Source organism: Desulfopila sp. IMCC35006 (assembly GCF_005116645.1).
Lineage (GTDB): Bacteria > Desulfobacterota > Desulfobulbia > Desulfobulbales > Desulfocapsaceae > Desulforhopalus_A.
On the sequence record NZ_SWCM01000002.1, the window covers coordinates 427,369 to 447,654 of the forward strand.

General features: G+C 51.0%; 19 protein-coding genes and 1 tRNA gene. 13 read left to right on the forward strand and 7 right to left on the reverse strand.

Annotated elements, in window-relative coordinates; all coding sequences use genetic code 11:
- Positions 1-14: 14 nt before the first annotated feature.
- The 3 genes from mqnC to FCL47_RS05825 are packed head-to-tail and all read right to left on the reverse strand — an operon-like array spanning position 15 to position 3,581.
- Positions 15-1,076, reverse strand: a complete 1,062-nt coding sequence (gene mqnC, locus FCL47_RS05815) for a cyclic dehypoxanthinyl futalosine synthase (protein WP_136812527.1) — start codon at positions 1,074-1,076, stop codon at positions 15-17.
- A gap of 25 nt (positions 1,077-1,101) precedes the next feature.
- On the reverse strand, positions 1,102-2,199 hold the full coding sequence (mqnE, locus tag FCL47_RS05820) for an aminofutalosine synthase MqnE (protein WP_136812528.1): 1,098 nt from the start codon (positions 2,197-2,199) through the stop codon (positions 1,102-1,104).
- Between the two features lie 53 nt (positions 2,200-2,252).
- A complete protein-coding gene (locus FCL47_RS05825; protein ID WP_136812529.1) occupies positions 2,253-3,581 on the reverse strand; it encodes a sigma-70 family RNA polymerase sigma factor in 1,329 nt (442 codons plus the stop codon).
- 395 nt (positions 3,582-3,976) lie between these two features.
- Between FCL47_RS05825 and malQ the strand changes: the two genes are divergently transcribed.
- Together malQ and FCL47_RS05835 are read left to right on the forward strand one after the other, a co-directional pair.
- Entirely contained in the window at positions 3,977-5,527 is a 1,551-nt protein-coding gene (gene malQ, locus FCL47_RS05830) for a 4-alpha-glucanotransferase (RefSeq protein WP_136812530.1), read from the forward strand.
- A gap of 87 nt (positions 5,528-5,614) precedes the next feature.
- Positions 5,615-5,690, forward strand: a tRNA-Glu gene (locus tag FCL47_RS05835).
- A gap of 82 nt (positions 5,691-5,772) precedes the next feature.
- On the opposite strand, the gene FCL47_RS05840 is transcribed toward FCL47_RS05835, so the two are convergent.
- Positions 5,773-6,156, reverse strand: coding sequence for a DDE-type integrase/transposase/recombinase (locus tag FCL47_RS05840; protein ID WP_136812531.1), 384 nt, complete (start codon positions 6,154-6,156; stop codon positions 5,773-5,775).
- 22 nt (positions 6,157-6,178) lie between these two features.
- Positions 6,179-6,340 (reverse strand): hypothetical protein, encoded by a 162-nt coding sequence (locus FCL47_RS24330; protein WP_153306351.1) that lies wholly within the window; start codon positions 6,338-6,340, stop codon positions 6,179-6,181.
- A 545-nt stretch (positions 6,341-6,885) separates the two neighbouring features.
- Here FCL47_RS24330 and FCL47_RS05845 point away from each other — a divergent pair.
- The 10 genes from FCL47_RS05845 (at position 6,886) to FCL47_RS05890 (ending at position 16,704) form a co-directional block, all read left to right on the forward strand.
- On the forward strand, positions 6,886-7,485 hold the full coding sequence (locus tag FCL47_RS05845) for a YceI family protein (RefSeq protein WP_136812532.1): 600 nt from the start codon (positions 6,886-6,888) through the stop codon (positions 7,483-7,485).
- 81 nt (positions 7,486-7,566) lie between these two features.
- A complete protein-coding gene (locus tag FCL47_RS05850; RefSeq protein WP_167496380.1) occupies positions 7,567-8,355 on the forward strand; it encodes a tyrosine-protein phosphatase in 789 nt (262 codons plus the stop codon).
- The gene (locus tag FCL47_RS05855) at positions 8,352-9,590 is read left to right on the forward strand and encodes a CDP-alcohol phosphatidyltransferase family protein (RefSeq protein WP_136812534.1); all 1,239 of its coding nucleotides are present in this window, start codon (positions 8,352-8,354) and stop codon (positions 9,588-9,590) included. Before FCL47_RS05850 ends, FCL47_RS05855 begins: the two co-directional genes overlap by 4 nt.
- A gap of 59 nt (positions 9,591-9,649) precedes the next feature.
- Positions 9,650-10,687: a lysylphosphatidylglycerol synthase transmembrane domain-containing protein gene (locus FCL47_RS05860; protein ID WP_167496381.1), complete on the forward strand. Its 1,038-nt coding sequence runs from the start codon at positions 9,650-9,652 to the stop codon at positions 10,685-10,687.
- A gap of 150 nt (positions 10,688-10,837) precedes the next feature.
- Positions 10,838-11,566, forward strand: a complete 729-nt coding sequence (locus FCL47_RS05865; protein ID WP_167496382.1) for a dihydrofolate reductase family protein — start codon at positions 10,838-10,840, stop codon at positions 11,564-11,566.
- A complete protein-coding gene (locus tag FCL47_RS05870; protein WP_136812537.1) occupies positions 11,563-12,615 on the forward strand; it encodes a zinc-binding alcohol dehydrogenase in 1,053 nt (350 codons plus the stop codon). The genes FCL47_RS05865 and FCL47_RS05870 overlap by 4 nt, the downstream gene beginning before the upstream one ends.
- A 4-nt stretch (positions 12,616-12,619) precedes the next feature.
- Positions 12,620-12,997 (forward strand): 6-carboxytetrahydropterin synthase, encoded by a 378-nt coding sequence (locus FCL47_RS05875; RefSeq protein WP_136812538.1) that lies wholly within the window; start codon positions 12,620-12,622, stop codon positions 12,995-12,997.
- Positions 12,997-14,157 (forward strand): glycosyltransferase family 4 protein, encoded by a 1,161-nt coding sequence (locus FCL47_RS05880; RefSeq protein ID WP_136812539.1) that lies wholly within the window; start codon positions 12,997-12,999, stop codon positions 14,155-14,157. Before FCL47_RS05875 ends, FCL47_RS05880 begins: the two co-directional genes overlap by 1 nt.
- Positions 14,144-15,109: a bifunctional 2-polyprenyl-6-hydroxyphenol methylase/3-demethylubiquinol 3-O-methyltransferase UbiG gene (locus tag FCL47_RS05885; RefSeq protein ID WP_136812540.1), complete on the forward strand. Its 966-nt coding sequence runs from the start codon at positions 14,144-14,146 to the stop codon at positions 15,107-15,109. Before FCL47_RS05880 ends, FCL47_RS05885 begins: the two co-directional genes overlap by 14 nt.
- Positions 15,106-16,704, forward strand: coding sequence for a hypothetical protein (locus FCL47_RS05890; RefSeq protein WP_136812541.1), 1,599 nt, complete (start codon positions 15,106-15,108; stop codon positions 16,702-16,704). The genes FCL47_RS05885 and FCL47_RS05890 overlap by 4 nt, the downstream gene beginning before the upstream one ends.
- 1,006 nt (positions 16,705-17,710) lie before the next feature.
- Here FCL47_RS05890 and FCL47_RS05895 read toward each other — a convergent pair.
- Complete coding sequence (locus tag FCL47_RS05895) at positions 17,711-18,232, reverse strand: hypothetical protein (protein ID WP_136812542.1); 522 nt, start codon at positions 18,230-18,232, stop codon at positions 17,711-17,713.
- Between the two features lie 229 nt (positions 18,233-18,461).
- On the opposite strand from FCL47_RS05895, the gene FCL47_RS05900 reads away from it, so the two are divergent.
- Positions 18,462-18,689 carry an RNA-binding S4 domain-containing protein gene (locus FCL47_RS05900; protein WP_136812543.1) on the forward strand — a complete coding sequence of 76 codons (228 nt, stop codon included), beginning with the start codon at positions 18,462-18,464 and terminating at the stop codon, positions 18,687-18,689.
- A 41-nt stretch (positions 18,690-18,730) separates the two neighbouring features.
- Here the strand turns inward: FCL47_RS05900 and FCL47_RS05905 are convergent, their stop codons facing one another.
- Positions 18,731-20,278 (reverse strand): adenylate/guanylate cyclase domain-containing protein, encoded by a 1,548-nt coding sequence (locus FCL47_RS05905; protein WP_136812544.1) that lies wholly within the window; start codon positions 20,276-20,278, stop codon positions 18,731-18,733.
- Positions 20,279-20,286 lie beyond the last annotated feature (8 nt).

Genomic DNA, 20,286 nt, shown 5'->3' on the forward strand with positions numbered 1-20,286 from the left:
TTCAATGGTATAATTTAACGCTCTGCGACAAGTGTATAATCCATCAGCCGTTGCCTCGGCGAAAAGCCGGCATCCGTGACAAGCCGCCTGATTTCCTGTTCAGACAACCTGAAACTCACGCCGGCCGCGGCTACCACGTTTTCTTCGATCATCGTACTGCCAAAATCATTGGCACCGAATGAAAGTGAAAGTTGTGCTATTTTCGGCCCCTGCGTGACCCAGGAGGCCTGAAGATTGGCAAAATTATCGAGATAGATTCTGGAAAGTGCCAGCATCCGCAAATAGGCAAACGCCGTGGTTTTCTCCAGCTCGGCCAGTACAGTATGACCTGGTTGAAATGGCCACGGAATAAATGCGGTGAAGCCCTTGGTGCGGTCCTGCAGCTGTCGCAGCCGGCGCAGATGCTCCAGCCGCTCATCGCTCGTTTCCACATGGCCAAACATCATGGTAGCGGTGGTGCGCAAGCCCTGGCTGTGTGCTTCTTCCATCACCTCGAGCCACTGATCTGCCGTGCACTTTCGCGGTGCAGTCTGCTGCCGTACACGATCGCTGAGAATTTCCGCACCGCCACCGGGAATAGACCCAAGACCTGCAGCAATGAGCCTCTCGAGAACTTTTTTAATGGGCAAACCAGAAAGATTGGCAAAATGATAAATCTCCGGAGGGGAAAAGCCATGAACATGTATCCCAGTGGCCTTAATGAAGCGGACCATCTCTTCATAATATTCCAGTGCCTGCCCCGGGTGGAGACCTCCCTGCAGAAGTATCTGAGTGCCACCGAGAGCCTGTGTTTCCCTTATTTTTTCCGCCAGCTCATCGAAGGTGATCAGGTATCCGCGGTTGTCCTCCGGCGGCTTGAAAAAAGCGCAGAATTTACAGGCGGAAATACATATATCGGTATAGTTGATATTCCTGTCAACGACGTAGGTAACGATATTTTCCGGGTGTTTTCTCTGCCTGATAACATTGGCGAGAATGCCGAGCTGCAGCAGATCACCCTCTTTCTCCAGTACCAGATAATCATCGTCGTTAATACGCCCGCCGCTATAAACCTTATCAACTACTTCCTTTAACATCCTGTTTGTCTGCACTTTTAACCTTTCAGCTGTGTACTTCAATGACATTATACAGCGTATCGCGCTCAACGGGTACGCGACCAGCTTCCTTGATAAGCCGTACCAGCGTAGCGCTGCCTATCGTCTGGTCCGTTTCGGCACCGGCCATATGGGTGATGACCTCCTCTTTAACCGTTCCGTCCATGTCGTCGGCCCCGAAGGCAAGGGCAATCTGGGCCATTTTAGGACCAATCATCACCCAATAGGCCTTGATATGTGGAAAATTATCGAGAAAAAGCCGGGCAACCGCTATGTTTTTCAGGTCATCGATCCCGGTTGTTTTCGAGAGATCGGCCATAGCGGTATTTTTCGGATGGAAAGCCAGGGGAATAAAAGCCAGAAACCCGTTGGTTTCATCCTGCACGCCACGCAACGCTTCAAGATGTTGAAGACGCTCATCAATTGTCTCGATGTGGCCGTACAACATGGTGGCATTGGTGTTCAGTCCAAGTCGGTGTGCTGTTTTGGATATATCGAGCCACTGGCTTCCGGGTATTTTTTTTTCGCAGGTCAGTTGGCGTATGCGCGGATGAAAGACCTCCGCCCCGCCACCAGGCAGTGACCCAAGTCCGGCATCTATCAGCATGCCAAGCGTGTTTTCTATTGAAGCACCCGCCAACTCAGCAAAATGGGCGATCTCTACACAGGTGAAAGCCTGGATATGCAGGGAAGGACGCACTTCTTTTATACCACGTAACAGTTCCAGGTAATAGGTAAAAGGCAGATCAGGATGTATGCCGCCCACCATGTGTACTTCGGTAATCGGTTCATCAAGCCGGTCTCTGACCTTTTGCTTTACCTGCTCAACACTCATCTCATACGCGAGATCCGAATCTTTCTCCCGGCCGAAAGCGCAGAACTTACAGAGGTTCGTGCAGATATTGGAATAATTTATGTGCTGATTATAGATAAAATAGGCATTGTCGCCATTCACTCTGTTGCGGACGATATTGGCAAGGTAGCCAAGAGCAAGGATATCGTTGCTGTTGAAGAGCGCGCGCCCATCGTCAACACTGAGTCTTTCCTCTGCCTTAACCTTGTCCAGAATCCGGCCGAACCCTGCCTTTTGAATATAATTTTCCACGATAAAATAAAAAGCCGGGCACAAACCCGGCTTTTTCCGAAATGAAAGGATTATCAGTCTATGAAAAACTTCAGTTTTTCACGGCGGCTGGAGTGACGCAACCTGTTCAGGGCCTTTTTTTCAATCTGTCGGATTCGTTCCCTGGACACATTGAAAAGTTTGCCGATTTCCTCAAGAGTATATTCGGCCTTCTCACCGATACCAAAACGCAGACGAATAATTTTTTCTTCTCTTTCACTGAGGGTTTCAAGGATATCATTCACCCGACCGGACAATTCTCTGGTCTGGACGGCATCATAGGGGGATTGTGATTCCTGATTCTCAAGAAAATCACCCAGGGTGGAATCATCGTCCCCAACCGGCGTCTCAAGAGAAATAGGTTCTCGCGATGCTTCCAGAATCGACAGGATTTTATCCATCGGCAGACTCGTTGCCTTAGATATTTCCAAGGGGGTGGGTTCACGGCCAAGTTCTTTGAACAGCGCATAGAAAGCCTTGAAAAACTGGCTTCTCAGCTCGAGAAAATGGACCGGTAAACGGATCGTTCTGGTTTTATCGAGAATGGCCCGGGTAATGGCCTGGCGTATCCACCAACTGGCATAGGTCGAAAACTTGTTGCCCTTGGTGTAATCGAATCGAAAGACTGCCCGCATCAGGCCAAGATTGCCTTCCTGAATCAAATCGGCCAGGGTCAGCCCCTGATGCATATAGCGCTTGGCTATGGAAACCACCAGTCTCAGATTAGCCCTGATCATGGTGTCTTTGGCTACTTCAATGGATCTGCTGTACGCCTCAAGCTTAGCCTGTAGCTCAAACAACTCCCTTATATCATTGTATTTTTTTGCAGCACTGATGACATTGTACCGCATGAAATTGAGCTGTTGTTTTTTCGGCTTGAGGGTCGGATCCCGTTTTTCCCAAAGATCTATCCTTTCGCAGAGCACCTGAATCTCTTTGGTGCCGGAAGTATCTTCACGGATCGCCGCAATAATAGCCTCAAAACCCTGCCGAATAGTCTTACTGTATTTGGCCTCTTCTTCCGGCGTCAACAGATCGAATCGCCCCATCTCCCGCAGATAAGTGGTGGTCGTTTCTTCCGCTTCATGAGTTTCCTCATCAGGAAGAGCCATCTCGTCCTCTTGATTGGCACTAGAAGTCGAGGCGTCGTCTCGTTCCCAGATTTCCCCGGATAAAGTACGCTTCTCACCATTTTCTTCAACGGTTACAATTTCAATTGAATGCGCACCGAGAAAATTGAAGATAGATTCTATTTCATTAGGATCCTTTATCTCATCGGGCAACAGTTCATTTAAATCATCAAAGCTAATACAGCCTTCTTCTTTTCCTGCTTTTATTAGGTTTTCTTTAAGTTCAGGCAGCACCAGACAACCACTCCATTTCTTGAATTAATAAGACTATCTATTGTACCCTTGCATGAAGTGCATCGTTGCAATAGTCTCGAGAAGACCAACAAGGCGATTTTTTTAATGATTTTTTGACAAAAAAAAAGCCGACGAGAAAGATCCCGCTAGCGTGTAGTAGTTTTCAAAAGACTATACTATTACAGCAAATGAAAATAAAAATCAATTTTTAATAGCTGCGCTTCCGACAACTCGGTAAATATCTCCCCACTTTTTTGTATTGCACTTATAATATAGCATCGATCATATGAGATACAAGGAACGAGAGTCGTTTTATTTTCCAATCTCCGGCAAACAAGAGCTGCAACTGCAACCTTTTTATGCCGGGGCATTTTCTTCCCTTTTGCGAGACAACAATGATAGACCGACGAGCCAGCGGCATTCTTGCCCATATCACCTCTCTGCCATCAGCTTACGGGATTGGTGACATTGGCGTTTCCAGCTATAATTTTATAGATTTTCTCGTAGCCTGCGACCAGAGTTATTGGCAATTTCTGCCGACAGGTCCCATACACCCACCTTTTGACTACTCCCCTTACATGAGCAGTTCCGCATTTGCTGGTTCCTCTTTATTGATATCGCCGGAACTTCTTTTGACAGCAGGCCTTATTTCCCGGAAAAGTCTTGCTGATCATCCAGACTTTTCACCGTATCTGACGGACTATCATCAGGTCGAGGAATTCAAGAAGAAATTGCTGCAGGAGGCATACAATACGTTTCGTCCGGATAATTTCCCCGGGTATGCAGATTTTCTCGCGACAAATTCATGGCTGGATGACTACGCAATTTTCATGACCGCCAAAGAGATGTACAACAATGCAGGCTGGTTCTCCTGGCCCCAGGAAATCGCTACACGGTCGGAGAGCAAACTGGCACAATTTGCCGAGCAGCACACTGGTCGGATCAACTACTACCGTTTCGAACAATTCGAATTTTTCCGGCAATGGAACCTTCTCCACAGTTACGCCAGAGAAAAGGATCTGCAGCTGTTCGGGGATTTGCCTATTTATATCAGCTACGACAGTGTCGATGTCTGGGCGCATCAGGAGATTTTTACCCTGGACCGCAAAACCCTCAGGCCAACGCATGTCTCCGGTGTCCCGCCAGACTATTTCAGCAAGACAGGACAGCGCTGGGGGACACCTCTCTATGATTGGCAGAACAACGACAAACAAGTGCAGGACCAACTTATGCAGTGGTGGACGAACAGACTGAGCCACCTTTTCACCCTGGTCGATATTGCCCGCATCGATCACTTTCGTGGCTTCGAGTCCTATTGGTCGATTCCGGAGGAATGTACCACCGCGGTTGACGGTCAGTGGGAAAAGGGACCAGGCAAGACCTTTTTCACCCAGATAGCCGAAAATCTCGGTCCTGTTAATATTATCGCGGAGGACCTGGGCATAATAACCCCCGAAGTGGAAGCGCTGCGTGATGAACTTGGCTTTCCGGGAATGAAAGTCCTGCAGTTTGCCTTTGACGGCAATCTCGACAACAGTTTTCTCCCCCATAACTTTACTTCACCGCAGAGTGTGGTGTATACCGGAACCCATGACAATGACACCACCGTCGGCTGGTTTCTCAGCGACAGGCTCGACGACCGGCAACGGGAAAATATCCGGTTGACTGCCAACAGAGCGCCCCACGACCAACGGGGAATTCACAACGATTTAATCTATCTGGCGCAATCCTCCATCAGTGTTTTGTGCATTTTCCCGCTTCAGGACATCTTAGGCTTTGGTGGCGACTGTAGAATGAACACTCCGGGGATAGCTGAAGGAAACTGGAGATGGCGGTGTAGTGGCGAGTTTCTGATTCCTGCGGTAGCAGACCAGCTGCGGGCTATAACGCGGCGCTTTAATCGAGGCAATAAAAAGCGGATGCAGCAAACACCACAATCATCATGAGACACAGTGCAAGCAAAAAAACGAGTTTATTTCCATCAACAAAGTATTGACAAGCTCTGCGGTCTCAGTTATAAGACAGCACAATTTGGCCCCATCGTCTAGTGGCCTAGGACACTGGCCTCTCACGCCGGTAACAGGGGTTCGAGTCCCCTTGGGGTCACCAAGTAAATTCAGCCACTTAGATTAATTTCTAGGTGGCTTTTTTTATCTCTTTTTACCGTGACGGCTCCATGACGGCTTTGTGCTCAAACCATTTTACATTTCAGACAGAATTCAGTGGCGAAGGTGTTGGAAAGCTCCCAGACCAGAATTTTCCTGGAATACCAATCTATTATTGCAAAAAGACACATAATTCCTCGCCGCAGTGGAATGTGCGTGATATCTGCACATACCACCTGATTTGGTCTGTTTATGTCTAACCCTCTCAGGCGGTATGGGGAAATACCTGAAAGACCACCTGGAATTGTTGTTCTCTTTCTTGGATATACTGCCACTAACCCCATGAGTCGCATTAAGCGGCAGACACGCTCTCTGCCGATCTTTTTTCCTGTTAATCGCCTCAGATATTTATCCATGCGGTGAGATCCTGCAGATGGATCTGTCATATGCAAACGATCCATCGCCTCCATAAACTGCAGGTTCTCAAGAGATTCACCGGATAAGTATTCCCAACTGACGGCACTTTTGTTCGAGGAAATCTACCTCCATTGTCAATTGGCCGACTTTACCGTGGAACTGTTCCTTCTCCCGGTCGTTATCTTTATCTTTCCTGGCACTTTTATTATCGAAAAGTTCCGGTAAATGCCCAAGCATTTCTTTCTTCCGCAGTTGCCAACCATTGCTGGATGTATTTCGTATTCTGCGGCTATTTCGCTCAGGGTCTTCAGACCTCGGACGGCTTCAAGTGCAACCCGAGCCTTCAATTCATGAGTGTTTTCTCCTGTGCCTTTTTATAATTTCTTCTTTAAAGTGGTTTTGAGAAACTATGCACATTTTTAATGCTTAGCCAGTGGTCCTGCTTCCTGGGTCCACTTCTCCTGTAAAAAACTGTCAAGTTGACATTCGCATTTCATTTTATATCAATACCAACTCCTGCTTTTGATCCCTCAACAAAACCCTACCAGAAAAACAACCACATTCAGACTCAAATTCCACCGCAAAATTCTCGTCTGCATCAACCACCCTAACAATCACCACCAACGCAACTGTCTGCACTTGCCCGGTTTACATACCGTAGATCTTGCCTTTCTTTAAAGAACTTTTATTATTTGACTTGAGCATGGGAACCTTACCCTTATAAACCTCGAGACATTAAATATATTCATCCGAGGTTTGTTTTTTCACAATCGGAGGTGCACATGAACAAGAAATTACTTGTTTTCCTCATTATCGTCTTAAACGTCGGACCAATAATACGCTCCCTGCACGCCGAGGTTCGTCCCTGGAAGATTGATGAAGAGCATACAAACCTTTATTTCAGCGTCGATCATATCTATGCTAAAGTTCAAGGCCGCTTCACCGATTACAGGGGAACGCTTCGCTTTGATCCGGACAACCTCAAGGACAGTACAATTTCCTTTGAAATCAAAGTAAAAAGTGTTGACACCGGGATAGGCAAGCGTGACAGGCATTTACGGTCAGCCGATTTCTTTGATGAGTCAAAATATCCATTCATGACATTTACCAGCCAGAGTATTACCAAGGCAGAGGAAAACATTTACAACGTGAGCGGTATATTGACCATAAAAGATGTTTCTAAAGAGCTGGTTCTACCTCTTACTTTTGAGGGAATGAGAGAAAATCCTTTAGCACCTGACATGGAAGTGGCAGGGTTTAATGGTCGTTTGACCCTTGACCGACTGGCATATAACGTTGGCGATGGGAAATATTACCAGATGGGTGCAGTCGGCAAGGACGTCGATATTCTGGTAACAATCGAGGCACTGCGGAAAAAATGATCCAGATGATGAAAGACACTCATGCCCCCATACTCTATCGACAAAGTCCAATTCCGGCGGGTGTTTTGTCTTGCTTGCCAAATGACTGAAAATACCGATACTTTTCCTGGAGATCGCAGATTACCGCTCACAGGGGCAACAAATTTTCGCGACCTTGGCTGGTACCCGACAGCCGAATTTCGCCGGGTAAAGAAGGGACTGGTCTATCGTTCGGATCACCTCTCCCGCCTCACTGCGGAAGATCAACAAATTCTCGAGAGTCTCCGGTTCAAGTTGGTTTGCGATCTAAGAACTGTGCGCGAGCAGCAGAAGGCTCCGGACCTCCTGCCCGTAAGCGACACAATGCGTCTGCTTTCTCTGCCCATAGAGGCCCAGGGCTTTGACCCGTCGACAGCCATCGACCGACTGCGGAAAGGAGACGACAGATGGCTGTCCATGGATTTTTTCATCGAACTCTACCGGCGATATCTTGACGATTTCGGACCTGTGTGGGGCAAAGTGATCAGTCTTGCTGCCTCTTCCGCCAATCTGCCGCTGGTCTTTCACTGTACCGGCGGCAAGGATCGCACTGGAATCTGTGCAGCATTGCTGCTCAAAGTACTTGGCGTGCAGGAGGCGAACATCTTCTTTGATTATGATCAGTCAAATATCTGCAATGCCGAACGGCTGCAATCGATTTATGCCGAGTTTGCTGCTTTGGGTGTAGGGCCCGAAAAAGCCGCACCTTATCTACAGGCACCGACCGAACTCTTGGTTGCCATGTTTGATCACCTTAAAAAAAACTACGGTACTATCGAAGACTATCTGACAAAAAAGGCGGGGCTGCAAGAGACAACGATCATAGCCTTACGGGAAGGATTGTTGCAATGAAAAATCCGTCAGATACCACTGGAGGACATCCAGAAAAGTTCATCTCCCAAGACGAGCACCGACAGGAGGCACTGTTACGATTGCGGCACCAATCGCGGTTTGCCGCAATGCTCCTTTTCTCCCCCTGGTTGACGACCGTATTCCTTTTCTGGTCATTCCTTCAAGACGAACCGATCACCGTCCTGGCGCTTCTCCCCGGGCTGGTGGTAGCGATCTACCTGCAACAATATCTGTCAGGTCATCTGGCGAGCAACCATCGTTTTTTTGAAGAGGGCCAGCTCTTTTCTACCCTGGGAGCAGCCAACTGGATCACCCTGCTCCGTGCCGGGGCTATTGTAGCACTTGCCGGATTCCTACCACTGGCCATGCAGAGTCAGGGACTGGAAATTTCAAATGGACTATCCTGGGCTCCAGGGCTCATCTATCTCGGCATCTCCCTGGCTGATCTATGCGACGGTTTTGTTGCCAGAAGGCAAGGCAAGGAGACAGAACTCGGCAAACGGCTGGACATTGAAACCGACGCCGCAGGCCTGCTGGTGGCCTCCCTGCTGGCCGTTGCTCTCGGTCAAGTGCCGGTTATCTACCTCCTGGTGGGACTGGCCTATTACCCGTTTATCCTCGGTATCAGTTTGCGGCAAAAGAGCGCTCTTCCCGTGGTCGCTTTGCGGTCGCGTCCCTATTCGCGGATAATCGCCGGCTGCCAGATGGGCCTGGTGGGGATGGTCCTTTTGCCGATCTTTAATCCACCGTTCACCTTTGTTGCCGCCTATATTTTCATGACGCCGCTGTTAGTCGGTTTCTTACGGGACTGGCTGGTCGTGTCCTGCCGGATAAAAACAGATGCGGACCAGCAGGCAGGCCTGGATCATTGGTTAAGGTCCTTGATGACAAAGGTGCCAATTGTCCTTCGTCTGATAATTCTGGTTGGCGGGATATACTCCTTCATCGACCCCGGCGATTATCGACTCCCCCTGGCCTGGCAACTGGCGTTGAGCCTCTGCATTCTGGCAGCAATTGTTGGCTTTATGGGCCGCAGCGCAGCTCTTTTTCTGGTCCTGCTGCTTGGCAGCACGCTATCGCCATTAGGAACATCCTTTTTTTCAGGGACTCTTTTTGTCTCCGCTGCCGCACTGATGTTGAGTGGCACGGGAACCATGTCCCTCTGGGCGCCTGAAGACAGGATACTCTATCGTCGTAACGAAAACGCAGTCATGAAGTCAAGGAAGGTCCCATGAGCCCGCCTCCCACATCAACAGCCGAGGGTTCATGCATATCTGCCACTCTCAGGCGGGCGATGTCACGGAGCAGGCGCTGGCTTTTCGGGCTGCTCGGTTTGGCACTGGCCTGGCATGCGCTGCGGGGTGTCGCCTGGCTCGAGGTGTGGGCTCTTTTGGCCGGAATCGGCCCCTTGGCCATCCTGAGCATTGCAGCTGTCAACCTGCTGTTGCTGACCTTGATGACGGCCCGGTGGTGGTTACTTTTAAGGACCCTGGGGTCGCCGGTCGGTTTGCTCCCTCTCTGCGCCTATCGCACCGCCGCCAACGCCATCAGCTACCTCACCCCCGGTCCCCATTTCGGCGGAGAACCCCTGTCTATATACCTTCTGAACCATCGACAAGAAACGAGTCTGTCTTCTGCTTCGACATCGGTGATCGTGGACCGGTTGCTGGAACTTCTGGCAAGCTTTGTCGTCCTGTCCCTCTCCATGGGCATTCTGGTCCTTACCGAAAACGACATCTTTGCCGGGAGCAAGGGTCTGTTCTTCGTCATTGCCGTGCTGGCGCTTTTTACTTGGATTCTGTCCGCACTCTTTACCGGCAGAAGACCACTTTCCCGGTCTGTCTTTCTGCTCAAGAGGCTTTGCCCTTTCATTCCATGGACCAATGGAGCTTTGATGGAAATCATTGTCCGGGGAGAGACTACGGCCGAATCTGTCTTTCGGGGGAACCGCCACCAATTTCTGTTTGCCAACCTGCTCTCGCTGGCTCACTGGCTTGGGGTCTTTACCGAATTCTGGTTGATGTCCCTCTTTCTTGGCTTTCCTTTGTCGCTTTGGCATCTGACCGCGGTGGTCGTGGTCGCACGCCTGGCCTTTTTCACGCCCTTACCGGCGGGTATCGGTGTTCTCGAGTCAGCTCTGCCCTGGGTTACCGCAACCCTTGGGCTGGGGGGCACCTTTGGGCTGAGTCTCTGCCTGATCATTCGGTTCCGTGATCTTCTCTTTACACTGGCTGGCATAGGGCTTGCCATGAAGTATTTGACTTGCCGCAGGAAGGCCGTTATCATCAAGGGTACATTAGCTGAGCCAGTGTCAAACGATGCCCTGAAATAACCGCAGAATGGCGGAGCAACGCAGCCCATTTAGCGGAAAGATTGAAAATCCTGTCAACATGGTATTTGACGGACTACACCAAATACCTACAGCTACGCGGCACGGAAACAGATCGGATATTTTGCTTTGCGTCGCCGCTAAAGGATGCCTATGGATGATCGTCACCAGGAAGTCTGGCTTGACCAACTGCCAAGTCTGTCAAGGGAGTTCTTCGAACGTCACCACCGGCCGCTGGTCATTGTATCCTACGCCCAGAGTCTGGACGGCAGTATTGCCACCCGGAATCGAGAACCGCTTCGGTTGAGCTGCAACCAGGCCATGGTCCTGACCCATCGCATCCGTGCCGCCAGCGATGCCATTGTCATCGGGATCAATACCCTGGTGGTCGACAACCCCCAGCTGACCGTACGTCTTATCGAAGGAACAAACCCCCAACCAATTGTTCTCGACAGTAAACTGCGCATCCCTTTGCGGGCACGGCTGCTTGAGCGGACCGACCACCGTTGCTGGGTGGCCTGTGTCGACAGAAGCGACCCCGAGCGAATCCGGGTTGTGGAAAGTCGGGGCGCAGAGGTCATTCGCTGCAACGGTGATCTTCTGGGCAGAGTTGCGCTGCCGCATCTGCTGCATCAACTTGGCGAGAGGGGCATCAGAAGCATCATGGTGGAAGGCGGCAGCCAGGTAATTACCAGCTTCTTCGAGGCACGTCTGGTGGACCAGGTCATCATCACTATCGCCCCTCGCCTGGTGGGAGGCCTTACAGTATTGAGCCGGCATGTTGTCGGTGATGGTTCTCAGCTGCATCTCAATCCCGCGTCCTACCAATCCTGCGGCTCGGATGTCATCCTCTGGGGTAGGCCGCAGTGGCAGACGCAATGAGGCAGCATCGACTCGAATTTACCGAGCCGGGCCGGGTTGAGGTAAAGATCGGGCAGGCACCGCAACCCGCCGCCGATCAAGTTCTGGTGCAGACGTACTGTTCGGCCGTCAGTCCCGGGACGGAGATGCTGGTTTACCGGGGGCAGTGGCCACCGGGAGTCTCGGTAGACAGCACCATTGCCGCCCTTGAGGGAACCTTTGCCTACCCTCTTGCCTATGGCTACTGTGCGGTAGGCCGGGTAGTTGCCAAGGGGGCGACCGTATCAGCCGACTGGCTTGGCCGCCGGGTCTTCGCCTTCCATCCCCACCAAAACCTCTTCTGCGCGAAACCTGACACCCTTCATCCTGTTCCTGATGACCTGGATAATGAAACTGCCCTCTTTCTGCCCAGCATGGAGACTGCGGTTAACTTGCTGCTGGACGGTTCTCCGCTGATCGGCGAAAATATTGTTGTTATCGGTCAGGGCATCATTGGTCTTCTCACTACCGCTCTGCTCGCCCGTTTTCCTTTGACCACTCTCGCGACGCTTGACGCTCACCCGCTGCGGCGCAAGGCCTCCATTGCTCTTGGTGCCGGCGAGAGCTTTGCCCCTGAGGATGCTGACTCCTTCAGCTGGTTGGGCGGGGTTCCGGGCCAGGGTGGTGTGGCGGATCTGGTATACGAACTCTCTGGTAATCCGTCGGCACTGAATACCGCTCTTTCGCTCACCCGCTTTAATGGCCGGGTGGTGGTCGGTTCCTGGTATGGCGCGAAAAAGGCGGAACTGGACCTCGGCTCCTTCTTTCACCGCGGCCGTATCTCGCTTATCAGTTCCCAGGTGAGCAGTCTGGCCCCTGAACTGACCGGTCGATGGCAGAACCGTCGACGGCTGGATCTGGCCTGGGAGATGTTGCGGCAAGTTCGCCCCTCAGGCTGCATCACCCATCGATTTGGTCTGAAAGATGCGGCCTTAGCCTATGCCCTCATCGACCACAGGCCTGGAGAGACGATTCAGGTCATCTTCGACTATCAAAGCACAGAGGAACTGTCTGATAAAACAAGGAGATAATGCCATGTACAATCTCGGAGTAGCGCGCGAATTCAATGCCCGGCATTACCTTATCGGTGGTGACTGGGGTGAGGAGAATGTCGAACATTCCCATCATTACCGAATAGAGCTGATTCTGGAGAAAAAGGACCTGGACCGCCATGGCTTCCTGGTTGATATTGTCGAGGTGGAACGCCATCTGGACGAGGTGGTCGCAGATTTCCAGGGCCAGACCCTCAACGCGCTCGACGCCTTCGCAGGCATCAACCCCAGCATCGAGCGGCTGGCCACAATATTACAGGAAATTTTCAGAGAGCGGCTTGGGTCATTGCAGCTCGAAGCCCTTACCGTCAAAATCTGGGAGAACGATATCGCCTGGACTTCTTACCGCACCACCATCTGATGCGTATCGGCTTTATCATATACGGCAGCCTTGATACTCTCACCGGTGGCTATCTCTATGACCAGATTGTGGTTCAAGGTCTCAAGCGGCTTGGCCATGAGGTGGAGGTTATCAGTCTTCCATCCGGCTGCTATCTCCAAAAGCTGCTCTGTGGTTTTTCCCAGTGGCCTGCTCGCTGCATGCTGAATAAAAAGTTCGATATCATTATTCAGGACGAACTCTGTCATCCGTCGCTTTTTCTGCCGAACAAACAACTCCTTCGGCAGAAAACCCGTCCCCTTCTGGTGGCCCTCGTCCATCATATCCTCTGCGACGAACCACGCCATCGCTGGCACAATATGCTGCTGGCTTTCGCCGAAAGGAGCTTTCTTGCCTCGGTTGATGGTTTTATCTGCAACTCGGAAACTACCCGCAGGAAAGTGAGATCCCTGGTCGACCATAATCGGCCCGAGCTTATCGCCTACCCGGCCGGAGACCGATTGGGAAGCCCTCTCTCAGCTCAAGTTATCGAAAAACGAACCCAGCGCCCCGGGCCCCTGGAATTATTCTTTCTTGGTATTGTGATCCCCAGAAAAGGCTTGCTGCCATTGCTCAGAGCGCTGCATAAGGTTGACCGAAAGGTCTGGCGCTTGACAGTGGTTGGTGGTCTTGACTTCGATCCCGCACATACAGCCGAGGTACGACAACTCTGCTCGCAACTTGACCTGACCGATTCGGTCCGGTTCCTCGGCCCCCTGCAGGATGCCCGACTGATTGAGGTTCTGAGCAACAGCCATCTCTTCTGTATGCCCTATGCTTACGAGGGTTTTGGTATCGCGATCCTGGAAGCCATGGCCTTTGGCCTGCCGGCCATCGGTTGCCAAAATGGGGCTGCAGGCGAAACCATACATCATGGGGTGAACGGCTTTCTGCTGGCGCCTGACGACCTCGCTGGATTGGGGCCGCTGCTCATCAAACTACACAAAGATCGACAGGATCTGCAGCGTCTGGCGCTTGCCGCCTGTGCAACCTATGCCCGCAGCCCGGGCTGGCAGGACAGCGTGGCAGCCATTGACTCCTTTCTCCGGGAAATGAAGGGTTTTCAGGATCAAAGAGAAATTACCGGGCGGTCTCGAAATCCTAAGACCTCCAGACGGGAAGACTTCGATGCGACAAAATAATCGCATAAACAGTGAAAGTCGCCAAGCGATAAGGGATGCAGCCGATCGCAGCTTTGATTCCCGTTACCTCGCCGCCAAGAAGACCATTGATGACCAATCGCTTAATCACCATGTGTGGAAGACACTGCACTCCTCCCTGCAGCAGACCCCAAGGAGTAAGCCGCTGAATATTCTTGAGATAGGCGCCGGTATCGGCACCATGTTCGAACGAATGGTTGACAGGGGTTTGCTGACCGGTCCTGCTACCTATGTTGCCACCGACAGTGATCCCGGCCAACTGGCAGCGGCACGGCAATATCTTTCGCAGTGGGCAAAGCGTCGTGGTCATGCTTTGTTGTGGTCGGGTGAATATGGTGGTGATCTGCACACGTCAAGGGCTGATATCTCGCTGAGCCTTGCTCTTGCCAGTGCCGAAGAGCTCGCCGACAGGGCGGATGCACTCACTCCTTTTCATCTGGTGATAGCCCATGCCGTGCTTGATCTGGTTGATTTTCCAGTTGTGCTTCACCGACTTTTGTCACGCCTTGCCGCTAATGGCATGGCCTATTTCACCTGCAACTTTGATGGCGAGACCCTTTTCCTGCCGGAGAATGAAGATGACCAGGAGATCATTGGCCTCTATCATGCCTCCATGGAAACGCGGCTCAGAGGGGCAAGCCACACGGGTCGAAGACTTCTGGGCTTTTTGCAAGGTCCGCCCCTGGATCTTTTGGCTGCCGGAAGTTCGGACTGGATCGTCCATCCCCGTGATCGTCGTTACTCAAAAGATGAGGTTTTTTTCCTGCATGCAATCATTGATACTGTGGAGAAGGAACTTGCTAAAAAGCCCAGCCCGCCATCCAGCCTGGCTGCCTGGGCAAGTGTGCGACGCCGTCAGGTCGAGGCCGGTGAATTGTCACTTCTGGCTCGCCATCTTGATATCCTGGCCCGACGCCTTCCAGCCCCGCCATGAAACCGGGATATTTCCTCTTCTCATCACTGTTCAAACTTTCGGCAGCTCTTCTCATACTCAGCGTCCTGCTTAACCTCAACTATCCGGCCAACTATGTTTGGTCCTGGCAGCTCTTGCAGCCTTCTCCTGATGTCTGGCTGTTGCTTAGCCTACTCGCCGTGGCGGCCTGTTTCGGAAAACGTCCTCTCTTTGTGACCAGCCTGACGGTATGGGGGGTTTTTCTTGCCCTGCGCCTTTTCCGCATCGGGGATACCGGTGTGCCCATGTATCTTAACCGGCCTTTGAACCTCTACATCGATTCCGCTTACCTCCTCGGGCTTTATGACTTGCTTAAGACATCCTCCCGCCATGGAGATTTCCTGCTGATGTCTACAAAGGTGACGGTGGTAGTGCTGGGAGCCATAGTTGCGAGTTGGTACGCCTGGCAGACCGCGGCAAGAACGCTTTTAGACAAGCGGGTTCGGCTCTTTTTTTTGATTCTGTCGGGCTCTCTTCTTTGCACAGGCCTCATCTGGGAATGGCCAACGGTCAAGCCCCCGGTCACCGCCCGCCTTGGCCAGCAGACCCTCCTTATCCGGCAGCAAATCAGCCACCAGCAGGCCATTGTCAATCGCTTGCAAAAAACTGCCCGGGACAGGGGAACAGGCCCCTTCCCCCTCAACGGTCTGCAAGGTGCCGATGTCCTGTTGTTCATGGTTGAGTCCTATGGTCACGTCGTTTTCAGCCAGCCTCGTTACCGACAGGCGATGGCGGCCACCATGACCGACTTTACCAAGATCCTCGATCGGCACGGTTTCACCGCCGTCTCATCATACCTTGTCTCTCCAACCTACGGCGGCTCATCCTCGCTGGCCCACAGCTCTCTGGAGTTTGGGGTGAAGGTTGGAAACCATCTAGAGGAGAAAGCATTGCTGCACTCCGCTCTGCCGCCTCTGGCCTCCTATTTTGCTGAAAGTGGCTATCGTACAGTCTCTGTGATGCCCGGAACCCGCTTTGCTTTTCCTGAAGGGTCCGCTTTCGGTTATGACCAGTATTATTACGCCTGGCATTTCAATTACCGGGGGCCAACTTTCGGTTGGGCCCCGATGTCAGACCAGTTTGTGCTCGACTGGGTTCGCCGCCGGGAATTCGTCAAACGCCAGCAACCGCTCTTTGTCCGCTACGTGCTGATCAGCAGTCACGCGGCCTTCAGTATTCAACCGCCATTCATTACCGATTGGGAAGGTATTGGTGACGGCAGTGTCTATAAAGACCGCCAGCTGATCTACTACCCCATTTATTGGCCTGATCTCAAAAATGCGGGAGAGGCCTATCTTCGCTCTTTGGACTATGAATTCACCATTCTGGGGGACTACCTTGCAAAGTATGTCAGTACCGACAGCTTGATCATCATCATGGGAGATCACCAGCCAAATCTCCAATTGACCGGTGCAGGAGAACCATGGTCGGTGCCGGTGCACATCATGAGCCGGAATGCTCATTTACTGGAACCGTTTAGCAACCGGGGCTATACCCCCGGCCTCATTCCTGCTCAATCACCTCCCCATGCTGGGATGGAGACTTTTTTGCCACAGTTCATCGAAGATTTCAGGTAGTTTTTGGCATGCAGATAGCAACAACTCTACAGGGACAGCCATATCGATCATCTCCTGGGATCTTTCCAGGGCGGGTTGTTCATGTGTTGCCACCAGTTCTAATCTCTCGACTCATCCGGCTCTTCATGTCCCACTCGGTGAGGTTTGCATCACTCGAAGGTTCCTCCCATCGCAGGTTGACCAATAAGTAACTTCAGACATGTTCCCCCCTTCGCGCCACCCATTACAGTGACTTGATCACTATTACGAGGTAATCCGCCCCTGTGCTCCGCATCGGTACTCTCATCCTTGTGGGTCCTCCACTTGGATTTCTCCCATGGCATCGGTACGACAGGTTCCCACGTTCCACATCAAAGCCAAGATCACGTACACGCCACCTTTATGCCGGTCGCCGATCGGGCAGTAAACATTTTTTCACCGAACTTATCCTGGACTAGAAACAGTTCCCAGTTTTGACGACACCCTTAATCTTTCGACACTTCATCAGTGGTTCGGTTGCGCTCGTCTCCATAATCCATGCCTAACCTGTTTTTGCCGAGCCATTTCCTTAACGTTTACCACCATCGCTCGTTACCACAGCAACTTAAGGTGGTTTGAAGCCTGCTCCTGCAAGCCGACTCCGAGAAACCTACCCTCATCTTTTGTGCAGTTACGAGCAAGAATTACTTGCTCTCGCAGCTCACTGATTCCAGATTGTTTTTGATGATCTCTTCGGGAAAAGCGTTAGGCAGCACGACTGATACCACGACACTACCGAGAAGAGCCAGACTGTTGTTTTCATTGCACATAAGAACAAGTTGGCTAGTCCTACAATTTGAGAATATTCCTGTTATGTTGAAGAAGCATGCAACAAAAGGGGTTCTCACGCCGGGAACAGGGGTTCGAGTCCCCTTGGGGTTGCCATGTGACAAAAAAACCACTTGGCAATATTCTTGCCAAGTGGTTTTTTTGTTGCCTTTTGTCGTGATGGAAAAGAAGGTCGCGCCTCTCCCCCACCCTTGACGCTTTACTGCTGAGTCGGTGCAGCAAAGCCTTTATTTTGATTGACCGCATCCAGGTCGATCGTCACGTAAAACACGGCCTCCGTTTTGCCGTATGTTCCACCAATGCCTTCAGACAATACAACCATGCATGTTTTATTGGGTTTCAGGAAAGCGAGCATGATATTTTTATACGAGGCCTCGCCAACCAGTTTCCACTTGTTGTTGCGCATTGAGCTGACGATATAGTCTTTGAGTGAACCAATCTGCACCCGCCCGCTGTAGCTATGAATACCACCCTGGAAAGAATTCGTCTGCATGGCAATGCTTTTATCCGATGAAAGACTCATCTCAAGGGGCAGTTCGATATCACCGTAGCCGTCCACCATGGTGGCCATTGCATCCAGACCATCACTTCCCTTCGGCGCGCCGGCTCCTGCTCCGCCGAACATATTGTTGGCACATCCGCTCAGGATTCCCAGCAAGGCCAATAACGCCAGGATACCGCCGACATTTCTTCCAACCGATTTCAATTGCCTCATCTGCATAGCCACAACCCCCTTTTAAAATTATTAAACGTGATTTCCAGCGTTTCTCCATGTATATATCTTTACATCCTGCCGGGTCCGTATCGCGGTAAAGCATGAACGAAAAGAATAAATAAATCAACAAGAAACAATAAGTGAAAATTTATACCATAATATTTGATTTATTTGAACAATTTTACCTTCGCCCCACCCCCTGAGCATCCCTCAGGCCAACTGGAGATCATAAAATATGTCAGCACAAAAAAAAACAATAAAGGTAACGACTCTGCCGATTCGGCTCGGTCAGTTCCTAAAGCTCGCAGATCTTGTCCAGGATGGAATTGAAGCAAAAATGAGGATCCAGAACGGAGAAGTAATGGTCAATAACCTTCCCGAAACCCGGCGGGGAAGACAGCTCCGGGATCTCGATGAGATCACCCTCGACGGAAGAGAATATATTGTCGAATTTGCACAGTAATGACGCATCAACAGGCTCTGGCACAGCAATATATTCCACCATTAATCAGATGCAGAAGCCGACAAGGAATAGACCGCAACCTCAGACTCCATGCCTCGCAGCAGCATATTGTTTTCGGTTCTGATCGGGAAAGCACCATCCAGGGTAGCATAGACCCGGTCGGTTATGAGTATTTGTCCTGAATCCGTTATCGCCGCCAACCGTTGAGCGATGTTCACATCCTGGCCGATGACCGTATAATCGAGCCGGGTGGAAGAACCGACATTCCCTAAAAACATCGGTCCCCGGCTGATGCCTATACCCAGCCCCACATTTTTAAAGATGGCGTTTTCCTGCTCCCAGACAATCCGTATTTTTTCAAACTCGGCCATAATGTCTCGCGCCGCAGAAACCGCAGCGACATTTGGATTATCAAGTTTAACCGGGGCACCAAAGACAGCAAGCGCAGCGTCGCCCATAAATTTATCGAGCATCCCCTGTTGAGAGTACACAACACTCGCAAACATATCGAAAAAACTGCTGAGAAATACTCGCAGATGGATTGGTTCCAGATATTGGACGAGCAGGGTAAAATTTCGTATGTCGGCGAAGAGAACAGTCAACTGCTGAACACTTCCGACATCGGTTAGAATCTGATTTTTTTGCACCAGCATGTTGGAAACTTCAGGAGAAACATACTGTTCAAGCTGGGCCCTGATCCTGCTGCTCTCTTCCTTTTCCCGGATGAAACGAATATTTTCCAGCGCCATCATAGCCTGACCGACGATGATCGACAGCATCTCGATATCTGCTTCTCTGAACAAAATGCCGTCCTTGGTTTCACTTACGTTGAGAACCCCAAGTACTCTGCCCTTACTGACAATCGGCAAGGAAATAGCGGCCGACAGCTCTTTTCGCTTCATCAGATCATGATAAGGATTCAGATGATGATTGGCTTTATTGAGAACAATCGGCCGCTGGGACTGAAACACCTTACCGGCAATCCGCTCGCCGGGTTTTATCTGCAGATCTTCAACATAACTGGCAACAAGACCACGATAAGCAACGATTTTTAAGGAGTTGACACTTTCGTCGAACATCATCACGGACACCGACGGAACGTTCACCTCACGGGCAACCGCATCGGCTAGTTCCTCGTAAATATCCTGCTCACATTCCGCTGCAATGAATCTCTGGCCGAGAGTATAGAGTGGCAACAATATTTTCATCCGGGTTACATCTTCCCGAAGATCGGTTATTTTCAGAATTTCATGCACTGCCTCGATAAGCTGGGGCGCAGCAAGTGGTTTTTTGCAAACTCTGCTGAACCCCTTATTCATGGCGTCAATGACTATTTCCGAGCTGGCATGGCCGGTAACCAGTATTCCGGCAAGAGCCGGGTTGGCCTGCCGCATGGTTTCAAAAGCGGCAATCTCCGTCATATCCTCAAGGATTCCATTAACTATGGCCAGGACATAACTGTCTTTATCCGCAATGGCGGCAACCTGGTCTTCACGTACGCAACTCACCCCGTACCCAAATTCAGCCAAGGCGGTTTGGCAAGTCTTACAAACGAGGTCTTCGTTATCAATTACTAAAATTTTACGCAAAATTTCTC